Annotated in this window: 14 protein-coding genes; 8 read left to right on the top strand and 6 right to left on the bottom strand. The window is 71.9% G+C overall.

Going from position 1 to position 25,895, the window contains the following annotated elements; translation table 11 throughout:
* Positions 1-1,141: HNH endonuclease signature motif containing protein (locus tag ALI22I_RS01740; RefSeq protein WP_238598011.1), on the top strand; the 1,141-nt coding region annotated here is incomplete at its 5' end.
* A 76-nt stretch (positions 1,142-1,217) separates the two neighbouring features.
* On the opposite strand, the gene ALI22I_RS48440 is transcribed toward ALI22I_RS01740, so the two are convergent.
* Entirely contained in the window at positions 1,218-3,293 is a 2,076-nt protein-coding gene (locus tag ALI22I_RS48440; RefSeq protein ID WP_202970562.1) for a BTAD domain-containing putative transcriptional regulator, read from the bottom strand.
* Positions 3,294-3,728: 435 nt separating this feature from the next.
* Positions 3,729-5,204, bottom strand: coding sequence for an MFS transporter (locus ALI22I_RS01730; protein ID WP_077003812.1), 1,476 nt, complete (start codon positions 5,202-5,204; stop codon positions 3,729-3,731).
* A 114-nt stretch (positions 5,205-5,318) separates the two neighbouring features.
* On the opposite strand from ALI22I_RS01730, the gene ALI22I_RS01725 reads away from it, so the two are divergent.
* Genes ALI22I_RS01725 through ALI22I_RS01715 form a run of 3 tightly spaced genes read left to right on the top strand, consistent with a single transcriptional unit; the run spans position 5,319 to position 7,546 of the window.
* Complete coding sequence (locus ALI22I_RS01725) at positions 5,319-6,347, top strand: RNA polymerase subunit sigma-70 (protein ID WP_238598010.1); 1,029 nt, start codon at positions 5,319-5,321, stop codon at positions 6,345-6,347.
* Entirely contained in the window at positions 6,347-7,012 is a 666-nt protein-coding gene (locus ALI22I_RS01720; RefSeq protein WP_077003811.1) for a TIGR03086 family metal-binding protein, read from the top strand. Before ALI22I_RS01725 ends, ALI22I_RS01720 begins: the two co-directional genes overlap by 1 nt.
* Before the next feature lie 30 nt (positions 7,013-7,042).
* Positions 7,043-7,546 (top strand): flavin reductase family protein, encoded by a 504-nt coding sequence (locus tag ALI22I_RS01715; RefSeq protein ID WP_077003810.1) that lies wholly within the window; start codon positions 7,043-7,045, stop codon positions 7,544-7,546.
* 57 nt (positions 7,547-7,603) lie between these two features.
* Here the strand turns inward: ALI22I_RS01715 and ALI22I_RS01710 are convergent, their stop codons facing one another.
* Genes ALI22I_RS01710 through ALI22I_RS01700 form a run of 3 tightly spaced genes read right to left on the bottom strand, consistent with a single transcriptional unit; the run spans position 7,604 to position 9,605 of the window.
* A complete protein-coding gene (locus ALI22I_RS01710) occupies positions 7,604-8,020 on the bottom strand; it encodes a YybH family protein (RefSeq protein ID WP_077003809.1) in 417 nt (138 codons plus the stop codon).
* A gap of 14 nt (positions 8,021-8,034) precedes the next feature.
* The gene (locus ALI22I_RS01705) at positions 8,035-9,204 is read right to left on the bottom strand and encodes an acyl-CoA dehydrogenase family protein (protein ID WP_077003808.1); all 1,170 of its coding nucleotides are present in this window, start codon (positions 9,202-9,204) and stop codon (positions 8,035-8,037) included.
* Between the two features lie 2 nt (positions 9,205-9,206).
* The gene (locus tag ALI22I_RS01700) at positions 9,207-9,605 is read right to left on the bottom strand and encodes a YybH family protein (RefSeq protein WP_077003807.1); all 399 of its coding nucleotides are present in this window, start codon (positions 9,603-9,605) and stop codon (positions 9,207-9,209) included.
* A gap of 164 nt (positions 9,606-9,769) precedes the next feature.
* On the opposite strand from ALI22I_RS01700, the gene ALI22I_RS01695 reads away from it, so the two are divergent.
* Both ALI22I_RS01695 and ALI22I_RS01690 read left to right on the top strand, forming a co-directional pair.
* Positions 9,770-10,993, top strand: coding sequence for a cytochrome P450 family protein (locus tag ALI22I_RS01695; protein WP_202970560.1), 1,224 nt, complete (start codon positions 9,770-9,772; stop codon positions 10,991-10,993).
* Positions 10,993-11,199 carry a ferredoxin gene (locus tag ALI22I_RS01690; protein WP_077003806.1) on the top strand — a complete coding sequence of 69 codons (207 nt, stop codon included), beginning with the start codon at positions 10,993-10,995 and terminating at the stop codon, positions 11,197-11,199. The genes ALI22I_RS01695 and ALI22I_RS01690 overlap by 1 nt, the downstream gene beginning before the upstream one ends.
* Positions 11,200-11,257: 58 nt before the next feature.
* Here ALI22I_RS01690 and ALI22I_RS01685 read toward each other — a convergent pair whose 3' ends face one another.
* Positions 11,258-11,854 carry a hypothetical protein gene (locus ALI22I_RS01685; protein WP_077003805.1) on the bottom strand — a complete coding sequence of 199 codons (597 nt, stop codon included), beginning with the start codon at positions 11,852-11,854 and terminating at the stop codon, positions 11,258-11,260.
* A 116-nt stretch (positions 11,855-11,970) separates the two neighbouring features.
* Between ALI22I_RS01685 and ALI22I_RS01680 the strand changes: the two genes are divergently transcribed.
* The gene (locus ALI22I_RS01680) at positions 11,971-12,954 is read left to right on the top strand and encodes a GlxA family transcriptional regulator (protein ID WP_077003804.1); all 984 of its coding nucleotides are present in this window, start codon (positions 11,971-11,973) and stop codon (positions 12,952-12,954) included.
* A 69-nt stretch (positions 12,955-13,023) separates the two neighbouring features.
* The gene (locus ALI22I_RS01675; RefSeq protein WP_077003803.1) at positions 13,024-25,893 is read left to right on the top strand and encodes a type I polyketide synthase; all 12,870 of its coding nucleotides are present in this window, start codon (positions 13,024-13,026) and stop codon (positions 25,891-25,893) included.
* The last annotated feature ends 2 nt before the right edge of the window (positions 25,894-25,895 follow it).

The raw sequence follows: 25,895 nt of genomic DNA, 5'->3' as shown, positions 1-25,895 counted from the left end.
CGCGGCGGCGGATGTCGAGGCGTCGATGCGGGCGATGCATCGGCAGCGGTTGGAGTTGTTGGCCCAGGTGTTGCGGTGTGGCTATGACCTGGATTCCTACCAACGGTTGCTGCGGGTGAATCCGGCCGAGGTGGAGCAGTGGATCAGGCAGGTCGACCTGTTCCTGCCGTCGGTCAGCCCGACCGGACAGTCGCTGTCGCCGCTGCATCCGGTGGCTGGTGCGGCGTTGGCGGAGCAGGAGTTGTCGGATGGTCATCTGCGGGAGTTGACGCGGGCGGTCGACAAGTTGCGGCTGCCCGACTGGTCGGAGGAGACGCTGGTCGAGGCCGCCCGCTCGGTCGAACCGAGGGTGGTGCGGCAACTGGCCGACCGCATCCGGGATCGGGTCGAGCAGGATGCGGTCGACGAGTTGGACGAGCCGGAGGCCGAACCCGCCGATGTGCTCTATGTGCGGGATCTGCCGGGTGGGCGGGTGGAGTTCTGGGGTGAGTTGTCGGCGGAGACCGGCGCGAGGTTCACCGCGATGCTCGAACCCTTGTCGCAGCCGCGTCCGGATGGTCCGAAGGATCGGGCGCGTCGGTTGGGTGAAGCGTTCGGCGACCTGGTTGGTCTGGCGTCGCGGTCGGAGCACCTGCCCTCGGAGGCGGGGGAACGCCCGCACATCAGCGTGACGGTGGATTTCGAGACGTTGCGGCGTGGTGTGGGGCATGCGGTGCTCGACGGCGACCACTATCTCAGTGCGGCGCAGGCGCGGCGGATCGCGTGTGATGCCAAGGTCATCCCGGTGGTGCTGGGTGCGGCGTCCGAGATTCTGGATCTGGGGCGGGCGAAGCGGACGGTGAGTGTGGCGCAGCGCAAGGCGTTGCACGCCCGTGATCGGGGTTGTGCGTTCCCGGGTTGTCCGCGTCCGCCGAAGTGGTGCGACGCGCACCACGTGAAGCATTGGGCGGACGGTGGCGACACGGATTTGGGCAATCTCGTGTTGTTGTGTCGTGCCCACCACAGTGTGATTCACCACTCGTTGTGGTCGATCACGATGACGGGTGGTGTGCCGGCGTTCGTTCCGCCCCGCCATGTCGATCCGGCACAGCGGCCGAGGCAGAACCTTCTCCACCGACCACCGGTGGGCATAGCGGCCTGAACCGCCTGTGCCGGGTACGTCCGATCCACGTCGGTGGGGATCGGACGGTCGACGGCTGGGCCGGATTGTGCTCGGGTCAGGCGGAGTGCGGCATGGGGGCTTCCGGTAGCGGTACGCGGACGCTGTTGTGGAGGTGGTGGCTGTGGCACGCGGCGGTTCGGCCGGTCGGTTTGCGGGCCGTTGTCTTCGGCAGTGCGTTCAGGGTGATGGTGGTGGCGTGGTGTTTGCCCAGGCCCCATTCGGGGCGGCGTTCCAGGAGGTTCGGTCGGGTCGCCGCGACCACCAGCAGGGGCAGGTCTCGTCGGCAGTCGGTCAGGTCGTCCACCATGTCCAGCAGTTCGTCCGAACCCCGGTGCAGGTCGTCCAGGAGGATCACCATGGGGTTGGGCAGTTCGGCTTGCCGCAGGAAACGGCGCCACATCTCGCGTGAGCGCGGCTCGGCCCCGGGGTCCGGTTTCTCCAGGCCGATCAGTGGTCGGAGGGCGGACATGACGTAGTTCATGTCGCCGGGTGTGCCGGCGAGTTGGGCGACGGCCTCGCCGAGTTTCGCGTCGGCCGCCGGTGGCGTGTCCTCGGGGTGGATGCCGCAGTGCGCGGCGATGATCCTGGCTTGGACGGTTCTGATGCCGTCGCCGAAGGGGTCCGCGGGGCTCGGCAGGCGCAGCAGGTCCACCGCCTGGTTCTCGGCCACCAGTCGGGCGAAGTCGTCCACCAGCCGGGACTTACCGGTGCCCGGCGCGCCCACCAGCGTCACGAGGTGCGGCTGGTCGCGCACGTGGACCAGGCCCAGCAGGCCGCCCAGCAGGTCCAGTTCGTGCTTGCGCCGGTCGTCGCCGGAGTCGGTGGCGTCGCGGTCGTGGCGGAACGGGTCGGCGTCGAGCACCCGCCACGCCGACAGGGACGTCCCCGTCACCCGCTGGTACGCCACCGCCGACGCGGTCGACCGGCGGGCCCGCTCGCTGACCCAGATCTCGCCGATCGGCACGTGGGTCAGCAGGTTCTCGCAGTCGGCGAGGGTAGCGCGGCTCACCGTGGACGCCGGGTCGCCCGGCCTGGACCCGTCCGGCACCAGCACCGTCCCGACGGTGACCGCCGCCTGGAACGTCAGCGCGTGCCGGGCCGCGCCCACCAGCCTGTCGTTGATCGCCGCCGCGGCTCGGACCGCCCGCAACTCGCCCGCGCCGCCCGCTTCGTGCTGGTCGAACAGGGCCAGTGACACCGAGCCGATGGACGCGGCGACGGTGCCGCCGAAGTGTTCGACCTGCTCCCGGGCGACCCGGGCGACGAGGTCCAGCAGGTCGTGGTCCGCGAGGGTGTCGGACGGCTGCGCCTTGATCATCACCACCCCGACCTCGGTGGTGTACCGGCCGATCGACGTCGCGGGCTGCTCCACGACCACGGGCGCGGCGGAGCGGGACAGTCTGGTCAACGTGGGGTCGTGGCTGAGGATGGCGCTTTGCAAGGTCTGTAACTCGCGACCGGGCTCCAGGCCGAGTTCGCTGACCAGGGCGGCGCGCACCCGACCGTAGACGCGCAGCGCGTCGGCCTGTCGTCCGCTGCGGTACAGCGCGAGCATGAGCTGGCCGCAGGAGCGTTCGCGCAGCGGCTCGTTCTCGACCATGAGTTCGAGCTGGTCGATCGTGGCCTGGTGGCGGCCCCGGGCCAGTTCCGCGTCGAAGAAGTCCTCCATCGCGTCCAGCCGGGCGTTCTGCAACGACGTCAGCTCGGGCCACGCGATGCCGGTCTCGACCAGGTCGGCCAGCGCCGGGCCCTGCCACAGCGCCAATGCCTCGCGCAGCAGCCGGGCGGCCTCGTCCGGGTCGGTGGGCAACAACGCCCGGCCCTGTTTGGCCAGGCGGAGGAACACGTGCACGTCGATCTTCTCGGGGTCGAGCTGCAACAGGTAACCGGGCGCCTGGGTCACCAGTACGGCGCCGTTGTCCTCACCGTCCGCGGTCAGCAGGCTGCGCAGTCCCCAGATGGCGTTCTGCAGGATCTTGCGCGCGGACTTCGGCATGTCTTCGGTCCACAGCGCTCTTAACAATTGACTGGTGGCCACCACGCGGTTGGGGTTCATCAGCAAGAACGCCAGTGTCGCCCGCTGCTTTGCTCCGCCCAGTGGCATCTGTGTGCCGTCTAAGATGACTTCCATCGGTCCCAGCAGATTGAAACGCACCATACCCCCAGTGGTAGTGGCATGCGCTTATGACCTCGTCGACATCCCGTGCGACCGGAAACCGCCGGACTGATTGGATGCCGCTGTCAGGTGTTGGCACGCCGAATCATGCGTGTACTGCGGTTTCCCGAAAAACACGATCTCCGTCGGGCATCCCCAGTTCCGCCCGATCCTCCCCAGATCCATCACCAGCGTATCACCGCCCGGACGGGTGTCGCATAGTCCGTCCAGCGGACTGATTAAACCGTGAACAGCCGCGATGAATCAGTTGATTGAACGGATCTGTCATTATCTCGGTACGAGGGTATGGGTGGGCAAGACCCCATTCGAAGGGTCTTGCCCACCCATCGCGGCGCGGCGGGGGGTGACTGGGGGCACCACCGTGGCCGCGCGTGTCGAGGGTGACGGGCGTCAGTGCCCGCCGGTGACGACCGGGGTGGTCGTCGGCTTGGTGGAGCGCTCGCGGACCAGGTTCAGGATGATGGCGATCACCAGGCACACCGCCGCGAAGACGAACGCGGTGAGGAACGCGGCCTGCACGCCCTCGTTGAGCCCGACCTTCGCGTCGGCCGCGCCGCTGTCGGTGTAGGCCACGGACACCGTGGTGCACAGCGCGATGCCGAAGGCGGCGCCGATCTGGAACACCGAGTTGTTGATGCCCGAGGCCAGGCCCGACTCGTTGGCGGGCACGTTGGACAGCGCGGCGATCGCCGAGGCCACCACCGTGGTGCCGATGCCGTAGCCGAACACGACCATGGCCGGGAACAGGTCGGCCCAGTAGTTGCCGTCGGCGGTGACGCGGGACAGCAGGTACGCGCCCACCGACAGCGCGGTCGCGCCGAGCACGGCCACCTTCTTGTAGCCGAACTTGGTGGTCAGCGGGCCGGCCAGGTTGGAGCCGACCACGGACATGAACGCGTAGATGGCGGTGCTCAGGCCGAACACGACGGCCGAGTAACCGAGCACCTCCTGGGCGTAGATGGACATCATCAGCGCGCCGCCGTAGATGGTCATCGAGACCAGGATGGTCATCAGGTTGCCGCTGACCAGCGACCGCAGCCGGAACACGCGCAGCGGCACCAGCGGCGCCTTGGCGCTGCGCTCGGCGAACAGGAACAGCGCGAACAGCACCACCGCGCCCGCCAGGACGCCCAGCGTCTGGCCGGAGCCCCAGCCGACGACCGGCGCCTCGACGACGGCGTAGGCCAGCAGGACGAGCGCGCCGGTCACGGTGACCGCGCCGAACGGGTCGTAGGACTTCTTGCCCTCGCGGATCGCGGTCTCGCGCAGCAGCTTCGGGCCGACCAGCAGCACGATGCCGGCCAGCGGGATGTTGATGAAGAAGATCCACTCCCAGCCCAGGCCCTGGGTGATGGAGCCGCCGACGAGCAGGGCGGCGGTGGCGCCGAACGCGCCGACGCCGGTCCACACGCCGATGGCGCGGTTGCGCTCCTTGCCTTCCGGGAAGGTCGCCATCAGCACGGCCATCGCGGTGGGGGCCATGATGGCCGCCGCGACGCCCTGCACGACGCGGGCGCCGATCAGCACGCCGCCGGTCCACGCGAATCCGCACACCACGGACGCGACGAGGAACAGGGCGGTGCCGATCATGAACATCTTGCGCCCGCCGAGCAGGTCGGCGGTCCGCCCGCCGAACAGCAGGAGCCCGCCGAAGCTGAGCAGGTAGGCGCTCATCACCCACTGCGAGCCGTTGAGGCCGAACGTCAGCTCGGACTCGATCGACGGCAGCGCCAGGATGACGATCTGCGAGTCGACGATGATCATGAAGTACGCCGTGCACAGCAAGGCCAATGCCTTCCAACGGCGCGGGTCGAGGGTGGTCGAGGTCGTGTTGTCGGTAGGCGCAGCGGCCGTTTGCTCTGACACAGTGGGGTAGACCGGGGGCCGTCGGAAAATTCGTCGCCGGACCGCGACGAATTTTCGGCGCTACGCTGGTCTACATCCGTGAGGCAGGGAAACTGTGCGCGGACAGGGGGATCGGTGACACGTCACGACGACCGGACAGAGGGCTTGGCGACCGCCACGATGCTCGGTGGTCCGGAGGACTTCGCCAAGCTGGCAGACCCGTTCCGGGCCGAGCTGCTGGCGCACTGCTACCGCATGCTGGGTTCGGTGCACGACGCCGAGGACCAGGTGCAGGAGACGTTCCTGCGGGCTTGGCGCTCCTACGGTGACTTCGAGGGGCGCTCGTCGCTGCGCACCTGGCTGTACCGGATCGCGACGAACGTGTGCCTCAACGCCCTGGAGAGCCGTCGGCGGCTGCCGGTGCCTTCGGGGTTCCCCGAGTCCGACCGGGACCAGGACGGCGGCGCGCAGTGGCCCGCCGGTGGTCCGCAGGAGCAGCGCACGGTGCGCGAGACGGCGGCCGAGGCGGCCGAGCTGACCGACCCGGCGGTGATCGTCGCCACCCGTGAGCACCGCAAGCGCGCGCTGGTGGTGGTGTGGGAGCGCCTGTCGCCGCGCCAGCGGGCGGTGCTGATCCTGCGGGACGTGCTGAGCTGGCAGGCCAACGAGATCGCCGACCTGCTCGGCACCTCCGGCGCGGCCGTGCACAGCATGCTGCGGCGGGCCCGCGCCCAGTTGGCGCAGGCGCCCGCGGTGGCGGACGCGGCCGAGCCGGACGACGTGACGCTGCGCGGGTTCCTCGCCGAGTACGCGGCGGCGTTCGAGACCGGCGACATCACCGCCCTGGTGTACCTGCTCACCGAGGACGCGGTGTGCCAGCGGCGGCCGTCGGACACGGTGCTGGCGGGACGTGAGGCGATCGTGCGGTTCCTGGCGCACTGCCCGGCCGTCGGCCAGTGCCGGATGGTGCCGATCTCGGTCAACGGCAGACCCGGTTTCGGCGTGTACCGGGCGGGCGACGACGGCGTGTTCCGCCCCTACACGATCGACGTGCTGACCATCACCGCGTCCGGGTTCGAGCGCATCGAGGTCATCGAGGACCGCAGCCTGTTCGGCACCTTCGGACTCCCGCTGGTCTACCCCGGCGAGGCGACCTCGGCGTGATGGACGGCACGGACCCGCTGGCCGTCCTCGGCCTGCGGAAGGGTCTGCTCGAACGCGCTACCCGTTACGCGCGCGACGTCACCGCGCAGGTGCGGCGGCCGCAGTTGGTGCGGCCGACCCCGTGTGGGCGGTGGGACCTGCTGGAACTGCTGTGGCACGTGAACGAGTCGGTGGTGGCGCTGCGGGAGGCGATCGAGCAGGAGTGCGTGTTCCCGGAGCCGCTGTCACCGGACCCGGCCGAGGTGCACGACGTGCTGCGGACGTTCGAACGGGAGAGCGCGCTGCTGCTCGACGCGTGGGACGAGCCGGGCTACGACTCGACCGTCGTGGTCGGCAGGTACCCGGTGCGCGGCATGGTGCTGGCGAACACCGGCGCGTTGGAGATCGCGGTGCACGGCTGGGACGTGGCGCGGTCGTGCGACCTGCCCGCGGTGATCCCGCGCGACCTGGCGGTCGACCTGCTCGCCGTGGCACGGCTGGTGATGCCGTTGCCGCGGCACCCGCAGTTCGGGCCGGAGGTGGTGTGCCCCGACTGGGCGTGCGCCAGCGACCGGCTGGTCGCGTTCCTCGGCCGGCGGCCGGTGGTGTGGTGCCGGGAGCAGGGAACCGACGGTGGACCGGCAGTGACCGGTGCTTGCGAGGATCGGTTCAGCGAGACGTCATAGGCGTCCGTTCCCGGACTTCAGGAGTGCCGTATGCCCGAAACCGAGACCGTCGCGGCGCCGTCGCTGCGCGGCGTGATGTCCCGCTTCGCCACCGGGGTGGTCGTGCTGACCGTGGGCGGTGAGCACGTGAACGCGATGACGGCCAACGCGTTCACGTCGCTGTCGCTGGACCCGCCGACGGTGCTGGCCTGCGTGGCGCGGACGGCGACGATGCACCGGTCGATCACCGCGGCGGGCCGCTTCGCGGTGTCGCTGCTCAGCGCGGACCAGGAGGACCTGGCGCGGCGGTTCGCGGACAGCTCCCGCCCGCGCGGTGGGGCGCTGTTCTCGTCGGTGGCCGTGCGCACCGGCGCCGCGACCGGCGCGCCGCTGCTGGACGGCGCGCTGGCGTGGGTGGAGTGCGAGTTGGCGCACGACTACGAGGGCGGTACGCATTCGATCTTCGTGGGTCGGGTGCTGTCCGCCGAACTGGGATCGCCGCACTCGGCGTCCATGGTCTATCAGGGTGGGAAGTTCCACCGGACCGCCGGCTAGCGACAAGAAGGAGCCCCGACCCGCTGGACCGGGTCGGGGCTCCGTTTCGTGCCGAGGTCACTCGGGCAGCAGGCCGCCGGCCGCCACCGGGCGGTCGACCGCCATCAGCCACCGGCCGTCCTCCACCCGGCGCAGCACGTCGGTGCACTTGCCCTCGATGGTGAACGGCTGCCCGTCCGGGCCGGTGCCCTTGACGCTGAAGTCCACGCCGATCAGCGCCACGTCACCCGCGACGTAGGAGTGCGTCACCCGCGCCTCCAGCACCGGCTTGGCGCCGATGAACTCGACGAAGAACTTGCGCCGCGCCTCACCGGTCAGCGGCTCGCCGGAGAAGTTCGAGATGGCGTCGTCCCGGTACAGCCGGTCGAACAGCGCGCCGTCACCGGAGTTGAACACTTGCAGGAAGATGTCGTTCTGCGTCTCGGTGTCACCGGTCAGGTCCGGCTTGTCGTGGTCGATCGCGATCGCGGTCATCGGGCGGACTCCTCTCACAGGTACGGGGTGGCGGGGTCCAGGCCGAGCAGCACGCGGCCCTGGATTTCGAGGTTGACGTTCGTGTTCACCAGCGCGTGCTGGGTGAAGGCGAGCATGTCGCGGTAGAACCGCTGGAACGGCACGCTGCGCTGGATCACCGAGCCGCCGCTGAGCGTGTAGAGCAGCTCCACGGCCTCTTTGGCCTGCTGGTGGATGAACCCGGTCTGGCCGCGGACGATCGCCTTCTCCTCGTCCGTCGGCTGCACGCCCGCGTCGGCCCGGTCCTGGAGCATCTTCAGGTAGCCGCGGGACAACGCCTCCGCCGCGTCGATCTTGTTGCGGGCCGTGGCGACCTGGATCTGGGTGACCGGGTGCTGCTTCTGGTCCTCCCACGGCGTGTACGTGATCGCCCGTCCGGGCAGCCGCTCCAGGAACAGCTCGTAGGCCGCCTTGGCGATGCCCAGCGACGTGGCCGCGCCACCCGCCAGGACCAGCGCCAGCAGCGCGTAGTTGCGGCCGTCCGCGCCGCCGTTGGTGCGGTCCGGGGTGTCGCTGACCATCAGCGGCTCGAAGTCCACCGCGTAGTGGTCGGGCACGAACACGTCCTTGGCGACGGTCGTGACGCTGCCCGTGCCCGAGCCGCCCATCACGTGCCAGTCGTCCACGAAGGTGAATTCCCGGATCGGCACCAGGCACAGGACCTCGCCGTGCCCGCCGTCCTCGGTCTCGTACACCGCGGCGGCCATGTTGTAGTGCGCGCCCTTGGAACCGGAGTTGAACCGCCACTGGCCGTTGAGGATCCAGCCGCCGTCGGTCCTGGTCACCTTGCCGGTCGGCGCGAAACCGATGGAGATCCGCACCGAGCCGTCGGCGAACACCTCGGCCTGCGTCCGGTCCGGGTACAGCGTCGCGGCCCACGCGCTGCCGACGTACACGCCGGTCACCCAGCCCGTGGTGCCGCAGCCGCGGGAGATCTCGGTGATCACCTCGACCTGGTCGGCCAACGCCATCTCCAGGCCGCCGAACCGCTTGGGCACCGACATGCGCCACACACCGGCCGCCTCCAGCAGCGCGATGTTCTCCTCCGGCAGCCAGCGGTCCTCGTCGGCCTGCTGGCCGTTCTTGCGCAGCACGGGTACGAGGTCCCGCACCGCGTCCAGCACCGAACGTGAGTCCTGGGTCATGGTCACTTCTCCTCGCCGTACGGGTCGTCGATCGCGTACCGCCACTTGCCGTCCTCGCCGAGCCGCAGCACGTCGACACCCACGCCGGACAGGTGCTCGACCACGCCCTCCTCGTTGGTGGCGTCCATGGTCCAGTCGACGATCAGCAGCGCCGTGTCGCCGGTGACGAACGCGTGTCGCGTCTTGGCCTGCATGGAGGCGCCGCGGGCGATGGCCTCCTCGACGTTGCGGCGGTGCGCCTCGCCGGTCAGCGGCTTACCCGGCTCCCACACCGCGACCGCGTCCTCGGTGTAGAGGCTGTGCACCCACTCGACATTTCCGGAGTTGAACGCGCGCACGTACAGCTCTGTCTGCCTGGTCGCGTCGCCGGTGAGTTCGAATTCTTCCAACCTGCTGGTCATGCGCCCAGCTTTCGGGCGGGGTGTCACCGGCCGTTCCACACGCCGGTAATCGGCAGTACACGACGTGCGTCGATGACCGTGCGGTGACCGACCTCTGGGTGTCGTGTGAACGATTCGCCCTAACGTCGGCCGCGAATCGGGAATCTTTTCGAAGGAGACCTTCGATGGTCGCTCCGGCATTGTCGCCGTCGCTGTTCGGACCGGACTACTACCAGAACCCGTATCCGGCGTTCGACTGGCTGCGGGTCCACTCGCCGGTGCACGAGTTCCGCTTCCCCGCGGGTGAGGTGCCGACGTTCTTCCTCAGTCGTTTCGCCGACGTCAAGGCGCTGCTCGGCGACGCCCGCTTCAGCACCGCGGGAGCCTCGTGGGCCGGGGAGGCGGCGCGGGCCGCGGGCCTCGTGTTCGGCGCGGGCACCGTGGTCGAGTCGATCGTCACCGTGCTCGACCCGCCCGACCACACGCGGGTGCGGAAACTGGCGATGAGCGCGTTCACGCCGCGCCGCATCGAGCAGTGGCGGGAGACCACCGCGCGGATCACGTCACGGGCGTTGGACCGGCTCGAAGAGTCCGACGCGCCGGACGTCATGCAGTTCGCGGCCGCCATCCCGGCCGAGGTGCTGGGCGAGATCCTGGGCCTGTCGCTGGAGAAGTTCCGCGAGGTGCTGCACGCCATCGACCGCGCGTTCAGCACCGACCCCGACCTGGAGGAGGACCGGAAGCGGGCGTTCCAGGAGGTCGGCGAGTACGGGCGGGAGTTGATCGAGGAGAAGCGGCACAACCCCAGCGACGACCTCACCTCGACGTTCATCCAGGCCCGTGACGGTGACGACCGGTTGGCCGAGCACGAGCTGCTGGCCATGATCTCGGTGATGATCATGGCCGGGCTGGACACCACCCGCGGCGTGATCGGGTCCTCGGCGTTGGCGCTGCTGGACTTCCCGGACCAGCTCAAGCTGCTCCAGGACAGCCCCGAGCTGGCGCCGTCGGCGGTGGAGGAGTTCCTGCGCTACGAAGGCGCGTTGAGCACCACGCTGTTCCGGTTCGCCAAGCAGGACACCGAGTTCCAGGGTGTGCTCATCCCGGCCGGGTCGCCGGTGCTGGCCTCGACGTTGGCGGCGAACCGGGACCCGGAGCAGTTCGACTCGCCCGACCGGCTCGACATCACCCGGAAGGGGATGCGGCACCTCGGGTTCGGGCACGGGCTGCACAACTGCCTGGGCGCGGCGTTGGCCCGGTTGGAGGTCGGCACGGCGGTGCCCGCGCTGTTCCGGCGGTTCCCGGAGCTCAAGCTCGCCGTGCCGCGGTCCGACGTGCGGTGGGTGGAGAGCTGGCTGGTGCGGTCGTTGGCGGCGCTGCCGGTGGAACTCGGCCCGGCGGTGCGGTGATGCGGGCTCACCTGGCGGTCGACAAGGCCGAGTGCCAGGGCTCCGGCCTGTGCCACGCGTTGGCGCCGGAGCTGTTCCGGCTCGACGAGCAGGGGTTCGGCGAGGCCGCGGTGTCCGATCTGGATGATCCGGAGGACATCGAGGCGGCCGACTCGGTGGTCGGCGGCTGCCCGGCCGCGGCGGTGCTGCTGACCTACCTCGATTGACCTTCGATCGACGCGAAAGGGCCCGACCGGGGAGGTCGGGCCCTTTCGGCGTTGCGGGTCAGCGGACCTCGCCGTACCACTGCCAGCGCTCGCGCGGGAACTGCGGGTGGCCGGGCAGGGCGATCCGGCCGCAACCCCACAGCAGGGCCAGGCCGGGGGGCTGGTCGGTGGGCGCGTTCGGGAACAGGCGGGCCACCACCTGCGCGGCCAGGTCGTCCGGCGGCGTCCAGTCCAGGCCCAGGCTGCTGGTCACGTCGTGCGTGTGCACCAGCATCTCCACCGCGCCCATCGCGGCGAAGCCGGGCGCGTCCGAGGTGCCCCACGAGTGGTAGGCGCGCACGTCGGGGCCCGTCGCCCGGACCGTGTGCGACAGCAGCGTCGCCGCGATCGTGATCGACTCGAAGCACTCCGGCACCGACGCGTTGCGGTCGTTGCCGGTGCGCAGCGCGATGTACCGGGGCCGGTCCGGCTGCGGCCGCGCGATGAGGAGTCCCGCGTACCCGGTCACGGCGAGCGTGATGTGGTCGAGCATCTGCCGGCAGCTCATCCGGGTGCCGCCCGCGGTGGTGGACCAGTCCCGGTCCACGCCCTTGTCGAGCACGCCGATCACTTCGGTCGCAACCTCGGTGGGCAGGTCTGGCCAGGGAATCGTCACGGTGCGAAAGTCCTTCTTCAGGTCGAGTTTCGCGCCAAGGCTTCCAGGCTGGGCCGAACCGGCACAATCACCGCCGGCGCCACATATCGAAAGCTTCCTGCCATACCATCGGGGACATGGGGCCTGGTTCGGTCGCGGTGGCTGTGCTCGACCACACCGACATTCAGCCGATGGAGCTGTACGAACTGGCGATCGCCTGCGCCGTGTTCGGTGTACCGCAGCCGGATCTGGCCGACCGGTGGTACGACTTCCGACTGTGCGTCGAACACCCGGAAAGCACCCGATCGGGTAATGGTTTCGGTGTTCGGAGTGATCTGGGCCTCGACGATCTCGTCGGCGCGGACACGGTGATCGTGCCGTCGGTGCCCGACGAGTGCGTCGAGGGCGACCGCGAGATGCCGCCGCAGCTGCTCAAGGCGCTGCGCCGGGCGCACGAGTCCGGCGCGCGGATCGTGTCGCTGTGCAACGGCGCGTTCGCGCTCGCCGAAGCCGGCCTGCTCGACGGCAAGCGGGCCACCGCGCACTGGCTGCACACCGACCTGCTCGCGGCCAAGTACCCGAGCGTCACCGTCGACCCGTCCGTGCTCTACGTGGACGAGGGCACGGTCCTCACCGGCGCGGGCGTCAGCGCCGGCCTGGACGTGTGCCTGCACATCGTCCGCCGCGACCTGGGCGCGCACGTCGCCAACCAGCTCGCCCGCCGCCTTGTCGTGCACGCCCACCGCGCGGGCACGCAGGCGCAGGTGGTGGAGCAGAACCTGCCCGCCGACGACACCGACACCCTCGGTCCGGCGCTCCAGTGGGCCATCGGCAACCTCGACCGGCCGATCACCGTCGACGACATGGCGCGCCGCGCCGGCATGAGCACGCGCACCTACTTCCGGCGCGTGCAGTCGGCCACCGGCACCACCCCGTTGCGCTGGCTGCTCGACCAACGGCTGGCCCGCGCCCAGGCGTTGCTGGAGACCACCGACCTGTCCGTCGAAGTGGTCAGCCGCAAGAGCGGACTGGGCACGGCGGCGAACCTGCGCCGGTTGTTCACCCGGCATTTCCGCGTGTCCCCAAGGGATTATCGCCGGGAGTTCCGCGCGATGACCTGACCGGTCCGCGGGGTTGTCGGGTTACCGGCTTGTGACTGGCCCGTGGAACGCCCTGGACAGACTCGCGGCATGGCAGACGAACTGGTGAGCGGGAACACCGACGCCGTCGCGATCATCGGCATGGCGGTGCGGGTGCCGGGGGCGGACCACCCGGCCGCTTTCTGGGACCTGGTGCGCGACGGTGTCAGCGCGATCACCGAAGCGCCGGCGGACCGCACGGGTCCGGGTGGCGCGCGGTGGGGCGGATTCCTCGACGCGCCAGGGGAGTTCGACGCCGCGTTCTTCGGCATCTCGCCGCGCGAGGCCGCCGTCATGGACCCGCAGCAGCGGCTGGTGCTGGAAGTCGCCTGGTCGGCGCTGGAGGACGCGGGCGTGGTGCCCGGCGACCTGGCGGGCAGCCGCACGGGCGTGTTCGTCGGCGCGCTGCGCGACGACTACGCCAACCTGACCTACCAGCACGGCGCGGACGCCGTCACCCAGCACACCATGACCGGCCTGAGCCGCGCGGTCATCGCCAACCGCCTGTCCTACTTCCTCGGCGTGCGCGGGGCGAGCCTCGCGGTGGACACGGCGCAGTCGTCGTCCCTGGTGGCCGTGCACCTGGCGGCGGAGAGCGTGCGGTCCGGCGAGTCCACTGTGGCCATCGCGGCGGGCGTGAACCTGAACCTGCTGCCCGAGGCGGGCGTGACCGAGGAGCGGTTCGGCGGGCTGTCACCGGACGGCCGCTGCTACACGTTCGACGCGCGCGCCAACGGGTTCGTGCGCGGCGAGGGCGCGGGTGTGGTGGTGCTCAAGCCGTTGACGGCGGCGCTGGCCGACGGCGACCGGGTGTACGCGGTGATCCGCGGCAGCGCGATCAACAACGACGGCGCCACGCCGGGGTTGACCGTGCCGAGCCGGTCCGCGCAGGAAGCGGTGCTGCGCGGCGCCTACCGGCGCGCCGGCATCGACCCGTCCGCGGTGCAGTACGTGGAGTTGCACGGCACCGGCACGCCGGTCGGCGACCCGATCGAGGCGGCGGCGCTGGGTGCGGCGTTCGCCGGTCGCGCGGACCGCCTGCACGTCGGCTCGGTCAAGACGAACATCGGCCACCTGGAGGGCGCGGCGGGCATCGTCGGCCTGGTCAAGGCGGCGTTGAGCATCCGGCACCGCGAACTGCCGGGCAGCCTGAACTTCGCGTCGCCGAACCCGGCGATCCCGTTGGACGAGCTGAACCTGGAGGTCCGCACCGGGCACGGCGCGTGGCCGCACCCGGACCGGCCGCTGGTGGCCGGGGTGAGCTCGTTCGGCATGGGCGGCTCGAACTGCCACGTCGTGTTGAGCGAGCCGCCGGCGGTCGAGATCGCCGGTTCGGGTTCGGTTTCCAGCGTGGGTCCCCGGTCGGTGCCCGTGGTGGTGTCGGGGCGTGGGCCGGAGGCGTTGCGGGCGCAGGCGGCTGCGCTCAAGGCGTTCGTGGAGGCCGATCCGTCGCTTTCGCCGGTCGACGTCGGCTGGTCGCTCGCGTCCACGCGTACCGCGTTCGAGCACCGCGGTGTCGTCGTGGCGGGGGATCGTGCGGCGTTGGTGGACGGGCTGGACGCGTTGGCCGGCGGTCGTGGTGTGACCGAGGTCGTCGGGAAGTCCTTGGTGGGCATGGTGTTCACCGGTCAGGGCGCGCAGCGCGTCGGCATGGGACTCGGGTTGTACGAGGCGTTCCCGGTGTTCGCGGAGGCGTTCGACGAGGTGTGTTCGCGGTTCTCGGTGCCGTTGCGGCAGGTGATCGAGTCCGGGGATGGGTTGGATCAGACGGGGTATACGCAGCCGGCGTTGTTCGCGTTCGAGGTTGCGTTGTTCCGGTTGTTGGAGTCGTGGGGTGTGCGGCCGGATTTCGTGGCCGGTCATTCGATTGGTGAGTTGGCGGCGGCTCATGTTGCGGGGGTGTTTTCGCTTGAGGATGCGTGCCGGGTTGTCGAGGCGCGCGGGCGGTTGATGCAGGCGTTGCCGGTGGGCGGCGCGATGCTGGCGGTGGAGGCTTCGGAGGACGAGGTCGCGCCGCTGTTGTCCGAACGGGTGGCGCTGGCGGCGGTCAACGGGCCGCGTGCGGTGGTGCTATCCGGTGACGAGGACGCGGTGCTCGCTGCACAGTCCTCTTTGGAGGGACGGCGCACGCGGCGGTTGGCGGTGAGCCACGCGTTCCACTCGCCGCGCATGGACCCGATGCTCGCCGACTTCCGCGCGGTGGTGGAGGCGGTGACGTTCCACGCGCCCTCGGTGACGCCGGTGTCCACGGCGACCGGTGGTGTGACCGACCGGTGGCAGGACCCCGAGTACTGGGTCACGCAGGTGCGCGAGCCGGTGCGGTTCCACGACGCGGTGGTCACGCTGGCCGACCAGGGCGTGCGCACGGTGCTGGAGTTGGGGCCGGACGGCGTGCTGTCGGCGATGGTCGCGCAGAGCGGGGTGCAGGCCAAGGCGTTCCCGCTGGTGCGCAAGGGCAAGGACGAGGAGCGGATGGCCCTCCAAGCCTTGGGGCAAGCGTTTGCGCGTGGGGTGGAGGTCGACTGGACCGCGCTGTACGCGGGGGCGCGTCGCGTCGAACTGCCGACCTACGCCTTCCAGCGTGAGCACTACTGGATCGACAGGACCGGACGGCACACGCCCGGACGCCACGAGCCCGCACCGAAGGTCTCCCAGGCCCGCGTCACGCCGGACCTGAACGTGTCGGAGCTGGTCACCGGGCATATCGCGGCCGTTCTGGACTACCCGGCGCACCGGGCCGTGGAGCTGAGCCTGCCGTTCCGGGATCTCGGGTTCGACTCCCTGATGAGCGTCGAACTCCGCGACCGCCTGGCCGAGGCCACCGGCCGTGACCTGGCCAGCGGCCTGTTGTTCGACCACCCGACGCCCGCCGCGCTGATCGCGCACCTGTCCGGCGCGCAGGACTCCGACGACCACATCGCGCCGTCGTTCGCCGACGAGCCGATCGCGATCGTCGGCATGGCCTGCCGCTACCCGGGCGGCGTCACGTCACCCGAGGACCTGTGGCGGCTGGTGCTCCAAGGCGGTGACGCGATCTCGGCGTTCCCGGCCGACCGGGGGTGGGCCGAGGACCTGTTCGACGCCGATCCGGAACGCTCCGGCCGCACCTACGTGCGCGAGGGCGGTTTCCTGCTGGACGCGGGCCGGTTCGACGCCGGGTTCTTCGGCATCTCGCCGCGTGAGGCGCAGGCGATGGACCCCCAGCAGCGCCTGCTGCTGGAGACCGCGTGGGAGGCCGTGGAACGCGCCGGCGTCGACCCGCGGTCGCTCAAGGGCAGCCGGACCGGCGTGTTCGTCGGCGCGACCGTCGGCGACTACGGGCCCCGGATGCACGAGGCGCCGGACAGCGTCGAGGGCCACGTGCTGACCGGTGGCGCGCCGAGCGTCATGTCGGGCCGCATCGCCTACCAGTTCGGGCTGCTCGGTCCCGCCGTCACGGTCGACACCGCGTGCTCGTCGTCGCTGGTCGCGCTGCACCTCGCGGTCCAGTCGCTGCGGCAGGGCGAGTCGTCGCTGGCCATCGCGGGTGGCGTCACGGTGATGTCGACGCCGGGCATGTTCCTGGAGTTCTCCCGCCAGCACGGTCTGGCGGCCGACGCGCGCTGCAAGTCGTTCTCCGCCGACGCCGACGGCACCGCGTGGTCGGAGGGCGTCGGCCTGCTGGTGGTGGAACGCCTGTCCGACGCCCGCCGCAACGGCCACCACGTCCTCGCGGTGGTCCGGGGCAGCGCGATCAACTCCGACGGCGCGTCCAACGGCCTGACCGCGCCGAACGGCCCGTCGCAGCAGCGGGTGATCCGGCAGGCGCTGGCCAACGCCGGGCTGACCGCCCGGGACGTCGACGTGGTCGAGGCGCACGGCACCGGCACGTCCCTGGGTGACCCGATCGAGGCGGAGGCCATCCTGGCCACCTACGGGCAGGACCGCGACCGGCCGCTGCTGTTGGGTTCGCTCAAGTCGAACATCGGCCACGCGCAGGCGGCGGCCGGTGTCGGCGGCGTGATCAAGCTCGTGCAGGCCATGCGGCACGGGGTGGTGCCGCGCACCCTGCACGTCACCGAGCCGACGCCGAAGGTGGCGTGGACGTCGGGCAAGGTGGAGTTGGTCACCGACGAGACGCCGTGGCCGGAGACCGACGCGCGGCGGGCGGCGGTGTCGTCGTTCGGGATCAGCGGCACCAACGCGCACGTGGTGATCGAACAGGGCGACCCGGTCGAGGAGCCCGCACCGGCTACGGAGCCCCGCGTGGTTCCGTGGCTGCTGTCGGCCGCCGACGAAGGTGGTCTGCGGGCGTTGGCGGGTCGGCTGCGGGACGAACTCGGCGACGTCCGGGCGGAGGACGTCGGGTTCTCGTTGGCGACGACCCGCGCCGCGCTCCCCAGGCGGGCGGCCGTGATCGGGCCGGACTTCGCGGCCGGGCTGACCGCCCTCGCCGAGGGCCGCACGGCGCCGAACCTGGTCACCGGTTCGCCGACGAACGGCCGCACCGCGTTCCTGTTCACCGGGCAGGGCGCGCAGCGCAACGGCATGGGACGCGAGTTGTACGCGGAGCACGAGGTGTTCGCGCGGGCGTTGGACGAGGTCGCCGAAGCCATCGGCCCGTACCTCGAAGTGCCGCTGCTGGACGTCATGTTCGGTGACGGCGAGGCGTTGCACCGCACCGAGTTCACCCAGCCGGCGTTGTTCGCGCACGAGGTCGCGCTGTTCCGGCTCGCCGAGCACCACGGCCTCACCCCGGACCTGCTGGCCGGCCACTCGATCGGCGAGATCGCCGCCGCGCACGTCGCGGGCCTGTTCGGGCTGTCCGACGCGGCCCGCCTGGTCGCCGCGCGCGGCCGGCTCATGCAGTCCGCCCGCACGGGCGGCGCGATGGTCGCGGTCCAGGCCGCCGAGGACGAGATCACGCTCGCGCCCGGTGTCGCCCTCGCCGCAGTCAACGGCCCCACCTCCGTGGTGCTCGCGGGCGACCACGACGCGGTGCACGAGATCGCCGAGGACTGGCGGGCGCGTGGCCGCAGGACCCGCGCGCTGAAGGTCAGCCACGCGTTCCACTCGCCGCACATGGACGACGTGCTGGACGAGTTCCGCGCGGTGGCCGGGACGCTGGACTTCGGCACGCCCGCGCTGCCGGTCGTCTCCACGCTCACCGGCGACGTGACCGACATGGCCGACCCCGACTACTGGGTGCGGCAGTTGCGCGGCACGGTCCGGTTCGCCGCCGCCGTCACCGCGCTGGAGGAGCGCGGCGCCCGGCTGTTCGTGGAGATCGGGCCGGACGCGGTGCTCACCGCGATGGCCGCCGAGTCGTTCACGGCGGGCGGCACCGCGGTCGCGCTCAACCGCGCCGGACGGTCCGAAGTGGACGGTTTCGCCACCGGGATCGCCACGGCGGCGGTCGCGGGCGCCCCTGTCGACCCGACCGCGTTCCACCCCGGCGGGCGGCGGATCGACCTGCCCACCTACCCGTTCGGCGGCGACTACTACTGGCTCAGCCCGCACCGCGCGTCCGACGCCCGCGACCTCGGCCTGGACGCGGCGGACCACCCGCTGCTCGGCGCCGCGGTCGACTTGGCCGAGCGGGACGACGTGGTGCTCGCGGGCAGCGTGTCGGCCCGCACGCACCCGTGGCTGGTCGACCACCGGGTCGGCGGGGCCGTGCTGCTGCCCGCGACCGCGTTCCTCGACTTCGCCGTGGCGGCGGGCGACCGGGTCGGCGCGGACCACGTCGCCGACCTCGTCCTGGAAGCGCCGCTGGTGCTGCCGGAGCGGGGTTCGGTGCGGGTGCAGGTCGCGGTGGCCGCGCCGGACGCGAACGACATGCGGTCGTTCACCGTCCACTCGCGTGCGGACGGCGCGTGGACCAGGCACGCCTCCGGTTACCTGGCCCCCGGTGGCGGGCGCGGCGAGGAGTTGGCGCAGTGGCCGCCGGCCGGTGCGGACCCGGTGTCCGTGGCCGACCTCTACCCGCGCCTGGCCGACCTCGGTTACGACTACGGGCCGGTGTTCCAGGGCGTGCGGGCGCTGTGGCGGCGTGGTGACGAGGTGTTCGCCGAGGTCCGGCTGCCGGACGACCAGCACGCGTCGGCCGGCCGGTTCGGCCTGCACCCGGCGCTGCTGGACGCGGTGCTGCACCCGGTGGTGCTGGACGCCGCCGACTCGACCCGACCGGGTGACATCCGGCTGCCGTTCGCCTGGGGCGGGATCACCCTGCACGCGGCGGGGGCGACCGAGCTGCGGGTGCGGATCTCCCCGACGGGCCCGGACTCGGTGGCGTTGGCGGTGGCCGATCCCACCGGGGCACCGGTCGCCACGGTGGAGACGCTGACCTTGCGCGCGGTCGCCAAGGACAAGCTCGCGGGGACGCGCACGGATTCGTTGTTCACGGTGGAGTGGCCGGAGATCACGGCCTCCGCCGGTGAGGTGGACGTGGAGGTGCTGCGGCTCTCCTCCTTCGAGACCCACACGCCGCAGAGCGCGCACGAGGCCACCAAGGACGTGCTGGAAGTCGTGCAGCGGTGGCTGGCCGACGACCACGACCGCACGCTCGCCCTGGTCACCACCCGCGCGGTGGCGTTGCCGGGTGAGGACGTGGCGGACCTCGCCCACGCGCCAGTGTGGGGCCTGGTGCGGGCCGTGCAGTCCGAACACCCGGGCCGGGTCGTGCTGGTCGACGTCGACCAGCCGACCACCGACGTGACGGCGGCGTTGGCGTCCGGCGAACCGCAGGTGGCGGTGCGCGACGGGAAGCTGCGGGTGCCCCGACTGACCAGGTCCTCGGCGCGGCCCGAGCCGGTGCGGCTGGCCCCGGACGGCACCGTGCTGATCACCGGTGGCACCGGCGGGCTGGGCGCGCTGTTCGCCCGGCACCTGGTGACCGCGCACGGCGTCCGGCACCTGCTACTGGCCAGTCGGCGCGGGCCGGCGACGCCCGGCGCGCAGGAGCTGGTGGCCGAGCTGACCGGGTTGGGCGCGTCGGTGTCGGTCGCCGCCGCCGACGTCGCGGACCGGGAGGCCGCCGCCGCACTGCTGGCGTCCGTGCCGGCCGAGCACCCGCTGACCGCGATCGTGCACACGGCGGGCGTGCTGGACGACGGCACGGTGGAGACGTTGACGGCCGCGCAGGTGGACACCGTGCTGCGGCCCAAGGTGGACGCCGCGTGGCACCTGCACGAGCTGTCCGGTGACCTGGCCGCGTTCGTGCTGTTCTCCTCCGTGTCCGGGGTGACCGGCATGGCGGGCCAGGCCAACTACGCCGCCGCGAACACCTACCTGGACGCGCTCGCCGCCCACCGCCGGGCGCGGGGACTCGCCGCGACCTCGTTGGCCTGGGGGTTGTGGGACGCGACGGCGGGCATGGGCGGCACGCTCGGTGACGCCGACCGGGCCCGCTGGTCCCGGCTGGGCGTCGTGCCGCTCACCCCGGAACGCGGTGTGCGGCTGTTCGACGCGGCGCTGTCGGCCGGTGCGCTGGCCGTGCCGGTGGAGCTGGACCCGAGCCGGTTCGCCGGTGACCCACCCGCCGTGCTGCGCGGCCTGGTCACCGGGCGCAAGCGGCGCGGCGCGGCGGCCGGTGCCGGTGCCGGCTCCTCGTGGGAGGGGACCGACGTGCTCGCGCTGGTGCGTGCGCTGGTCGCGGGTGCACTGGGCCACGCGTCGCCCGACGACGTCGACCCGACCCGGGCGTTCAAGGAGCTGGGCTTCGACTCGCTGGCCGGGGTGGAGCTGCGCAACCGGCTGGCCGCCGAGACCGGGTTGCGGCTGCCGTCCACGGCGGTGTTCGACCACCCGTCACCAGTGGCGCTGGCCGAGTACGTGACCGGGCTGGTCTCGGCGGACACGAAACCCGTCGCCGAGGTCCGGGCCACCACGCGCTCGTCGGACGAGCCCATCGCGATCGTCGGCATGGCCTGCCGCTACCCCGGCGGGGTGCGGTCGCCGCAGGACCTGTGGCGGCTGGTGGCCGACGGCGTGGACGCGGTGAGCGGGTTCCCCACCAATCGGGGCTGGGACCTCGACGGGCTCTACCACCCCGACCCGGACCACACCGGCACCTCCTACACCCGCGAGGGCGGGTTCCTGCACGACGCCGACCAGTTCGACCGGGAGTTCTTCGGCATCTCGCCGCGCGAGGCCACCGCGATCGACCCGCAGCAGCGGCTGCTGCTGGAGACCGCGTGGGAGACGTTCGAGAGCGCGTCGATCGACCCGGCGACGGTGCGGGGCACCAACACCGGCGTGTTCGTCGGCGTGATGTACGACGACTACGCGTCCCGGCTGGCCGCCGTGCCGGCCGAGTACGAGGGCTTCCTGTTGGCGGGCAACACCTCCAGCGTGATCTCCGGTCGACTGGCCTACGTGTACGGGCTGCAGGGGCCGGCGGTCACGGTGGACACGGCGTGTTCTTCCTCTTTGGTGGCACTGCACCTGGCCGCGCAGGCGTTGCGGTCCGGGGAGAGCGACCTGGTGCTGGCCGGTGGCGTCACGGTGATGTCCGGCCCGTCCACGTTCGTCGAGTTCAGCCGCCAGCGCGGGCTGTCGCCCGACGGCCGGTGCAAGTCGTTCTCCGCGTCGGCCGACGGCACCGGGTGGTCCGAGGGTGTGGGGCTGCTGCTGGTGGAGCGGTTGTCCGACGCGAAGCGCAACGGGCACCCGGTCCTGGCCGTGCTGCGCGGCAGCGCGGTCAACCAGGACGGCGCGTCCAACGGGTTGACCGCGCCGAACGGGCCGTCGCAGGAACGGGTGATCCTCCAGGCGTTGGCGAACGCCGGACTGCGACCGTCCGATGTGGACGCGGTGGAGGCGCACGGCACCGGCACCACGCTGGGCGACCCGATCGAGGCGCAGGCGTTGCTGGCGACCTACGGGCGTGAGCGGGACGAGCCGCTGTGGCTGGGGTCGCTGAAGTCCAACATCGGGCACGCGCAGGCGGCGGCCGGTGTCGGCGGCGTGATCAAGGTGATCGAGTCGATGCGGCACGGCGTGCTGCCGAAGACGCTGCACGTGGACGAGCCGTCACCGCACGTGGACTGGGAGTCGGGCGCGGTCTCGCTGCTCACCGAGCCGCGGCCGTGGCCCGAGGTCGACCGGCCGCGCCGGGCCGCCGTGTCGTCGTTCGGGATCAGCGGCACCAACGCGCACGTGATCATCGAGCAGCCGCCCGCGCCGCGCCCCGAGCCGGTGGCCCAGGGCTCGCCGGTGGGCGCCGTGGCGTGGCCGCTGTCGGCGAAGGACGACGAGTCGCTGCGGGCACAGGCCCGGCAGCTGGTGGACTTCCTCGCGGACGGGCCCGGGTACGAACCGGCCGACATCGGGTTCTCGCTGGCCGCCAAGCCCGTGCTGGACAGGCGGGCGGTGGTGGTCGGCACGGACCCGGTGGCCGGTCTGACGGCTCTGGCCGAAGGGCGCCCGCACCCGTCCGTGGTGCGCGGGGGCGGTGACCGGCGCGGCAAGATCGCGTTCCTGTTCACCGGTCAGGGCAGCCAACGCCTCGGTATGGGGCGTGAGCTGTACGCGTCGTCGCCGGTGTTCGCCGCGGCCCTGGACGAGGTCTGCGGGCACTTGGATCCGGTGCTGGACCGGCCGCTCAAGGACGTGCTGTTCGCGCCGGAGGACTCGGCGTTCTCCGCGCTGCTCGACCAGACCGGGTTCACCCAGGCCGCCCTGTTCGCGGTGGAGGTGGCGCTGTACCGGCTGGTCGAATCGCTGGGCGTCACGCCGGACTACCTGCTCGGCCACTCCATCGGCGAGGTGACCGCCGCGCACGTGGCGGGCGTGCTCGACCTGGCCGACGCGTGCGTCCTGGTCGCCACCCGCGGTCGGCTGATGCAGGCCGCGCGGGAGAAGGGCGCGATGGCCGCCGTCGAAGCCGACGAGGCGGAGATCCGGGAGTCCATCGCGGCGCTCGGCGACGCGGTCGCGGTGGCCGGGCTGAACGGGCCGCGCTCCACGGTGATCTCCGGTGACGACGACGTGGTCGAGGAGGTCGTGGCCGCGTGGCGGCAGCGGGGCCGCAAGACCAAGCGGCTGCCGGTGAGCCACGCGTTCCACTCGCCGCACATGGACGACGTGCTCGACGAGTTCCGCACCGCGATCGCGGGGCTGGACTTCCGGGCGCTGCGCATCCCGATCGTATCCAACGTGACCGGCGCTCTGGCCGACGACCGGGTGCTGTCGCCGGACTACTGGGCCCGGCACATCCGCGAGGCCGTGCGGTTCCTCGACGGCGTGCGGCTGCTGGCCGGTGAAGGCGTCACCGAGTACGTCGAACTCGGTCCGGACGGTGTGCTGACCGCGTTGGTCCAGCAGGCGGTGGACGTCGGCTCGGCGTCGCCGGTGCTGCGGGCCGGACGGGTCGAGGTGGACACCGTGCTCACCGCCGTCGCCACCCTGCACACCAGGGGTGTCGCGGTCGACTGGGCCGCGCTGGTCCCCGGCGCGCGACGGGTGGAGCTGCCGACCTACGCGTTCACGCACCGCCGGTACTGGCTGGAAGCGCCGGCGGATCAGCCGTTGCTCGGCGCGGCGGTGGAGCTGGCCGACGGCGAGACCGTGGTGATGACCGGGCGGCTGTCGCCGCGCACGCACCCGTGGCTGGCCGACCACCGCGTGGCGGGCACGGTCCTGCTGCCGGGGACGGCGTTCGTGGAGCTGGCGGCACGGGCGGCCGAGCAGGTCGGCTGCAATGTGGTGGAGGAGCTGACGCTGTCCGCGCCGCTCGTCGTGCACGGTGACGTCGAGGTGCAGGTGACGGTCGGTGGCGCGGACGACGACGGCCGGCGGGCGTTGACGGTGCACTCGCGGTCCGGCGACGGGCCGTGGGTGCAGCACGCCTCGGGTGCGCTGGGTGTCGGCGGTGCGGGCGGGACCGGGTTGACGGCGTGGCCGCCGGCGGGGGAGGAGATCGACCTCACCGACGTCTACGAGCGGCTGGCCGCGCGGGAGTACGAGTACGGGCCCGCGTTCCAGGGGCTGCGGCGGGTGTGGCGGGCCGGGGACGCGGTGTACGCGGAGGTGTCGGCCGAGGTCGCGACCGGCCCGTTCCTGCTGCACCCGGCGTTGCTCGACGCCGCCCTGCACACCGTGCTGCCGGGCGTGGTGACCGAGGACGCGCCCGCGGTGCTGCCGTTCTCGTGGGCCGGTGTGCGGGTGCACGCGTCCGGTGCGGGGTCGTTGCGGGTCAGGTTGTCGTTGGGCGACACGGTTTCGTTGACGGTCGCGGACGCCACCGGGGCTCCGGTGGCCACCGTGGACGAACTCGTGCTGCGGCCGTTGACCAAGGATGCGTTGCGCGACAACGTGGACGGGCTCTACGCCGTGCGCTGGACGTCGGTGGACGTGTCGGCGTCGTCGGCGTCGGACGAGGTGCCGGCGGTGCTCCTGCCGGTGCCGCGGGTGGACGGCGATGTGCCCACGGTGGCACGGGCGGTGCTCGCGCAGGTGTTGGCGGACGTGCGGGAGTGGTTGGCCGACGAGCGGTCCGCCGGGTCGAAGCTGGTCGTGGTCACCGAGGGCGCGTTGGACGACGACCTGGCCACGGCCGGGGTGTGGGGTCTGCTGCGCTCGGCGGCCACGGAGAACCCCGGCCGGTTCGCGGTAGTGGACGTGGACGGGGAATCGCGGGACCTGGTGGCGGCGGCGGTCGCGACGGGTGAACCGCAGTTGAGGATTCGGTCGGGTCAGGTTTCGGTGCCGAGGTTGGCGCGGGTGTCCGGGGGCGGGGACGTGCCCATGTTTGGTGACGTGCCCATGTTTGGTGACGGCACCGTGGTCGTGACGGGTGCGACGGGTGTGCTCGGCGCGATCCTGGCCCGGCACCTGGTCACCGAGCACGGTGTGCGGAGCCTGTTGCTGCTGAGCCGGCGCGGGCTGGACGCGCCCGGTGCGGTGGAGCTGCGGGACGAGTTGGTCGGGCTGGGCGCGTCGGTGACGGTGACCGCCTGCGACGTGACCGACCGCGCGGCGCTCGCCTCGGCGCTCGACGGGCACCGGCTGACCGCTGTCGTGCACACCGCCGGCGTGCTGGACGACGGTGTGCTGGCCGCGATGAGCCCCGAACAGCTGGACCGGGTGCTGCGGCCCAAGGTCGACGCCGCCTGGCACCTGCACGAGCTGACCCGCGACCAGGACCTGTCCGCGTTCGTCCTGTACTCGTCGGTCGCGGGCCTGCTCGGCACGGCCGGTCAGGCGAACTACGCGGCCGGGAACGCGTTCCTCGACGCGCTGGCCGAACACCGGCGGGGGTTGGGGCTGCCCGCGACCTCGCTGGCGTGGGGTCTGTGGGCGCAGGCCAGCACGATCAGCGGCCACCTCGCCGACGTGGACGTGCGCCGGCTGGCCCGGTCCGGTCTGCGGCCGCTCGACTCGGCCGACGCGATGCGGCTGTTCGACACCGCGCTCGGTCTGGACGAAGCCGTGCTCGCCGTGACGCACCTCGACACGGCGGCGCTGAAGGGCCGTGACGACGTGCCGAGCATGCTGCGTGGCCTGGTCCGGGCACCCGCCCGACGGCGTGCGGCGGAAGTCGCCGAACCCGAGTCGCTGGGGCAGCGGCTGGTCGCGTTGTCCGAGGTGGAACGCGGGCGGGCGTTGGTGGACCTGGTGCGGGCGCAGGTCGCGACCGTGCTCGGGCACGGCGACCCGGCGGGCATCGACGCCGACCGGGCGTTCACCGAACTCGGCTTCGACTCGCTGACCGCGGTGGAGCTGCGCAACCAGCTCAACGCCGCCACCGGCCTGCGGCTGGCCACGACCCTCGTGTTCGACCACCCGACGCCCGCGGCCCTGGCCGCCCACATCGGGGAGCGCGTCACCGTCGCCGCGCCCGACCCGGTGTCCACCGAACTGGACGACCTGGAGGCCGCGTCCGACGAGGAGCTGTTCGCCCTGGTCGACGACCTGGACTCCACCGGACCCTGGAGCTGATG

Origin of the sequence: Saccharothrix sp. ALI-22-I, assembly GCF_001984175.1 — a bacterium.
Taxonomy (GTDB): Bacteria; Actinomycetota; Actinomycetes; order Mycobacteriales; family Pseudonocardiaceae; genus Actinosynnema.
This window is presented reverse-complemented; position numbering and strand designations above follow the sequence as displayed.

Excerpts from the sequence above, each read along its gene's own strand:
- ALI22I_RS48440 (WP_202970562.1), bottom strand. The coding sequence starts at position 3,293 with ATGGAAGTCATCTTAGACGGCACACAGATGCCACTGGGCGGAGCAAAG.
- ALI22I_RS01720 (WP_077003811.1), top strand. The coding sequence starts at position 6,347 with ATGGACGGCACGGACCCGCTGGCCGTCCTCGGCCTGCGGAAGGGTCTG.
- ALI22I_RS01715 (WP_077003810.1), top strand. The coding sequence starts at position 7,043 with ATGCCCGAAACCGAGACCGTCGCGGCGCCGTCGCTGCGCGGCGTGATG.
- ALI22I_RS01710 (WP_077003809.1), bottom strand. The coding sequence starts at position 8,020 with ATGACCGCGATCGCGATCGACCACGACAAGCCGGACCTGACCGGTGAC.
- ALI22I_RS01705 (WP_077003808.1), bottom strand. The coding sequence starts at position 9,204 with ATGACCCAGGACTCACGTTCGGTGCTGGACGCGGTGCGGGACCTCGTA.
- ALI22I_RS01700 (WP_077003807.1), bottom strand. The coding sequence starts at position 9,605 with ATGACCAGCAGGTTGGAAGAATTCGAACTCACCGGCGACGCGACCAGG.
- ALI22I_RS01695 (WP_202970560.1), top strand. The coding sequence starts at position 9,770 with ATGGTCGCTCCGGCATTGTCGCCGTCGCTGTTCGGACCGGACTACTAC.
- ALI22I_RS01690 (WP_077003806.1), top strand. The coding sequence starts at position 10,993 with ATGCGGGCTCACCTGGCGGTCGACAAGGCCGAGTGCCAGGGCTCCGGC.
- ALI22I_RS01680 (WP_077003804.1), top strand. The coding sequence starts at position 11,971 with ATGGGGCCTGGTTCGGTCGCGGTGGCTGTGCTCGACCACACCGACATT.
- ALI22I_RS01675 (WP_077003803.1), top strand. The coding sequence starts at position 13,024 with ATGGCAGACGAACTGGTGAGCGGGAACACCGACGCCGTCGCGATCATC.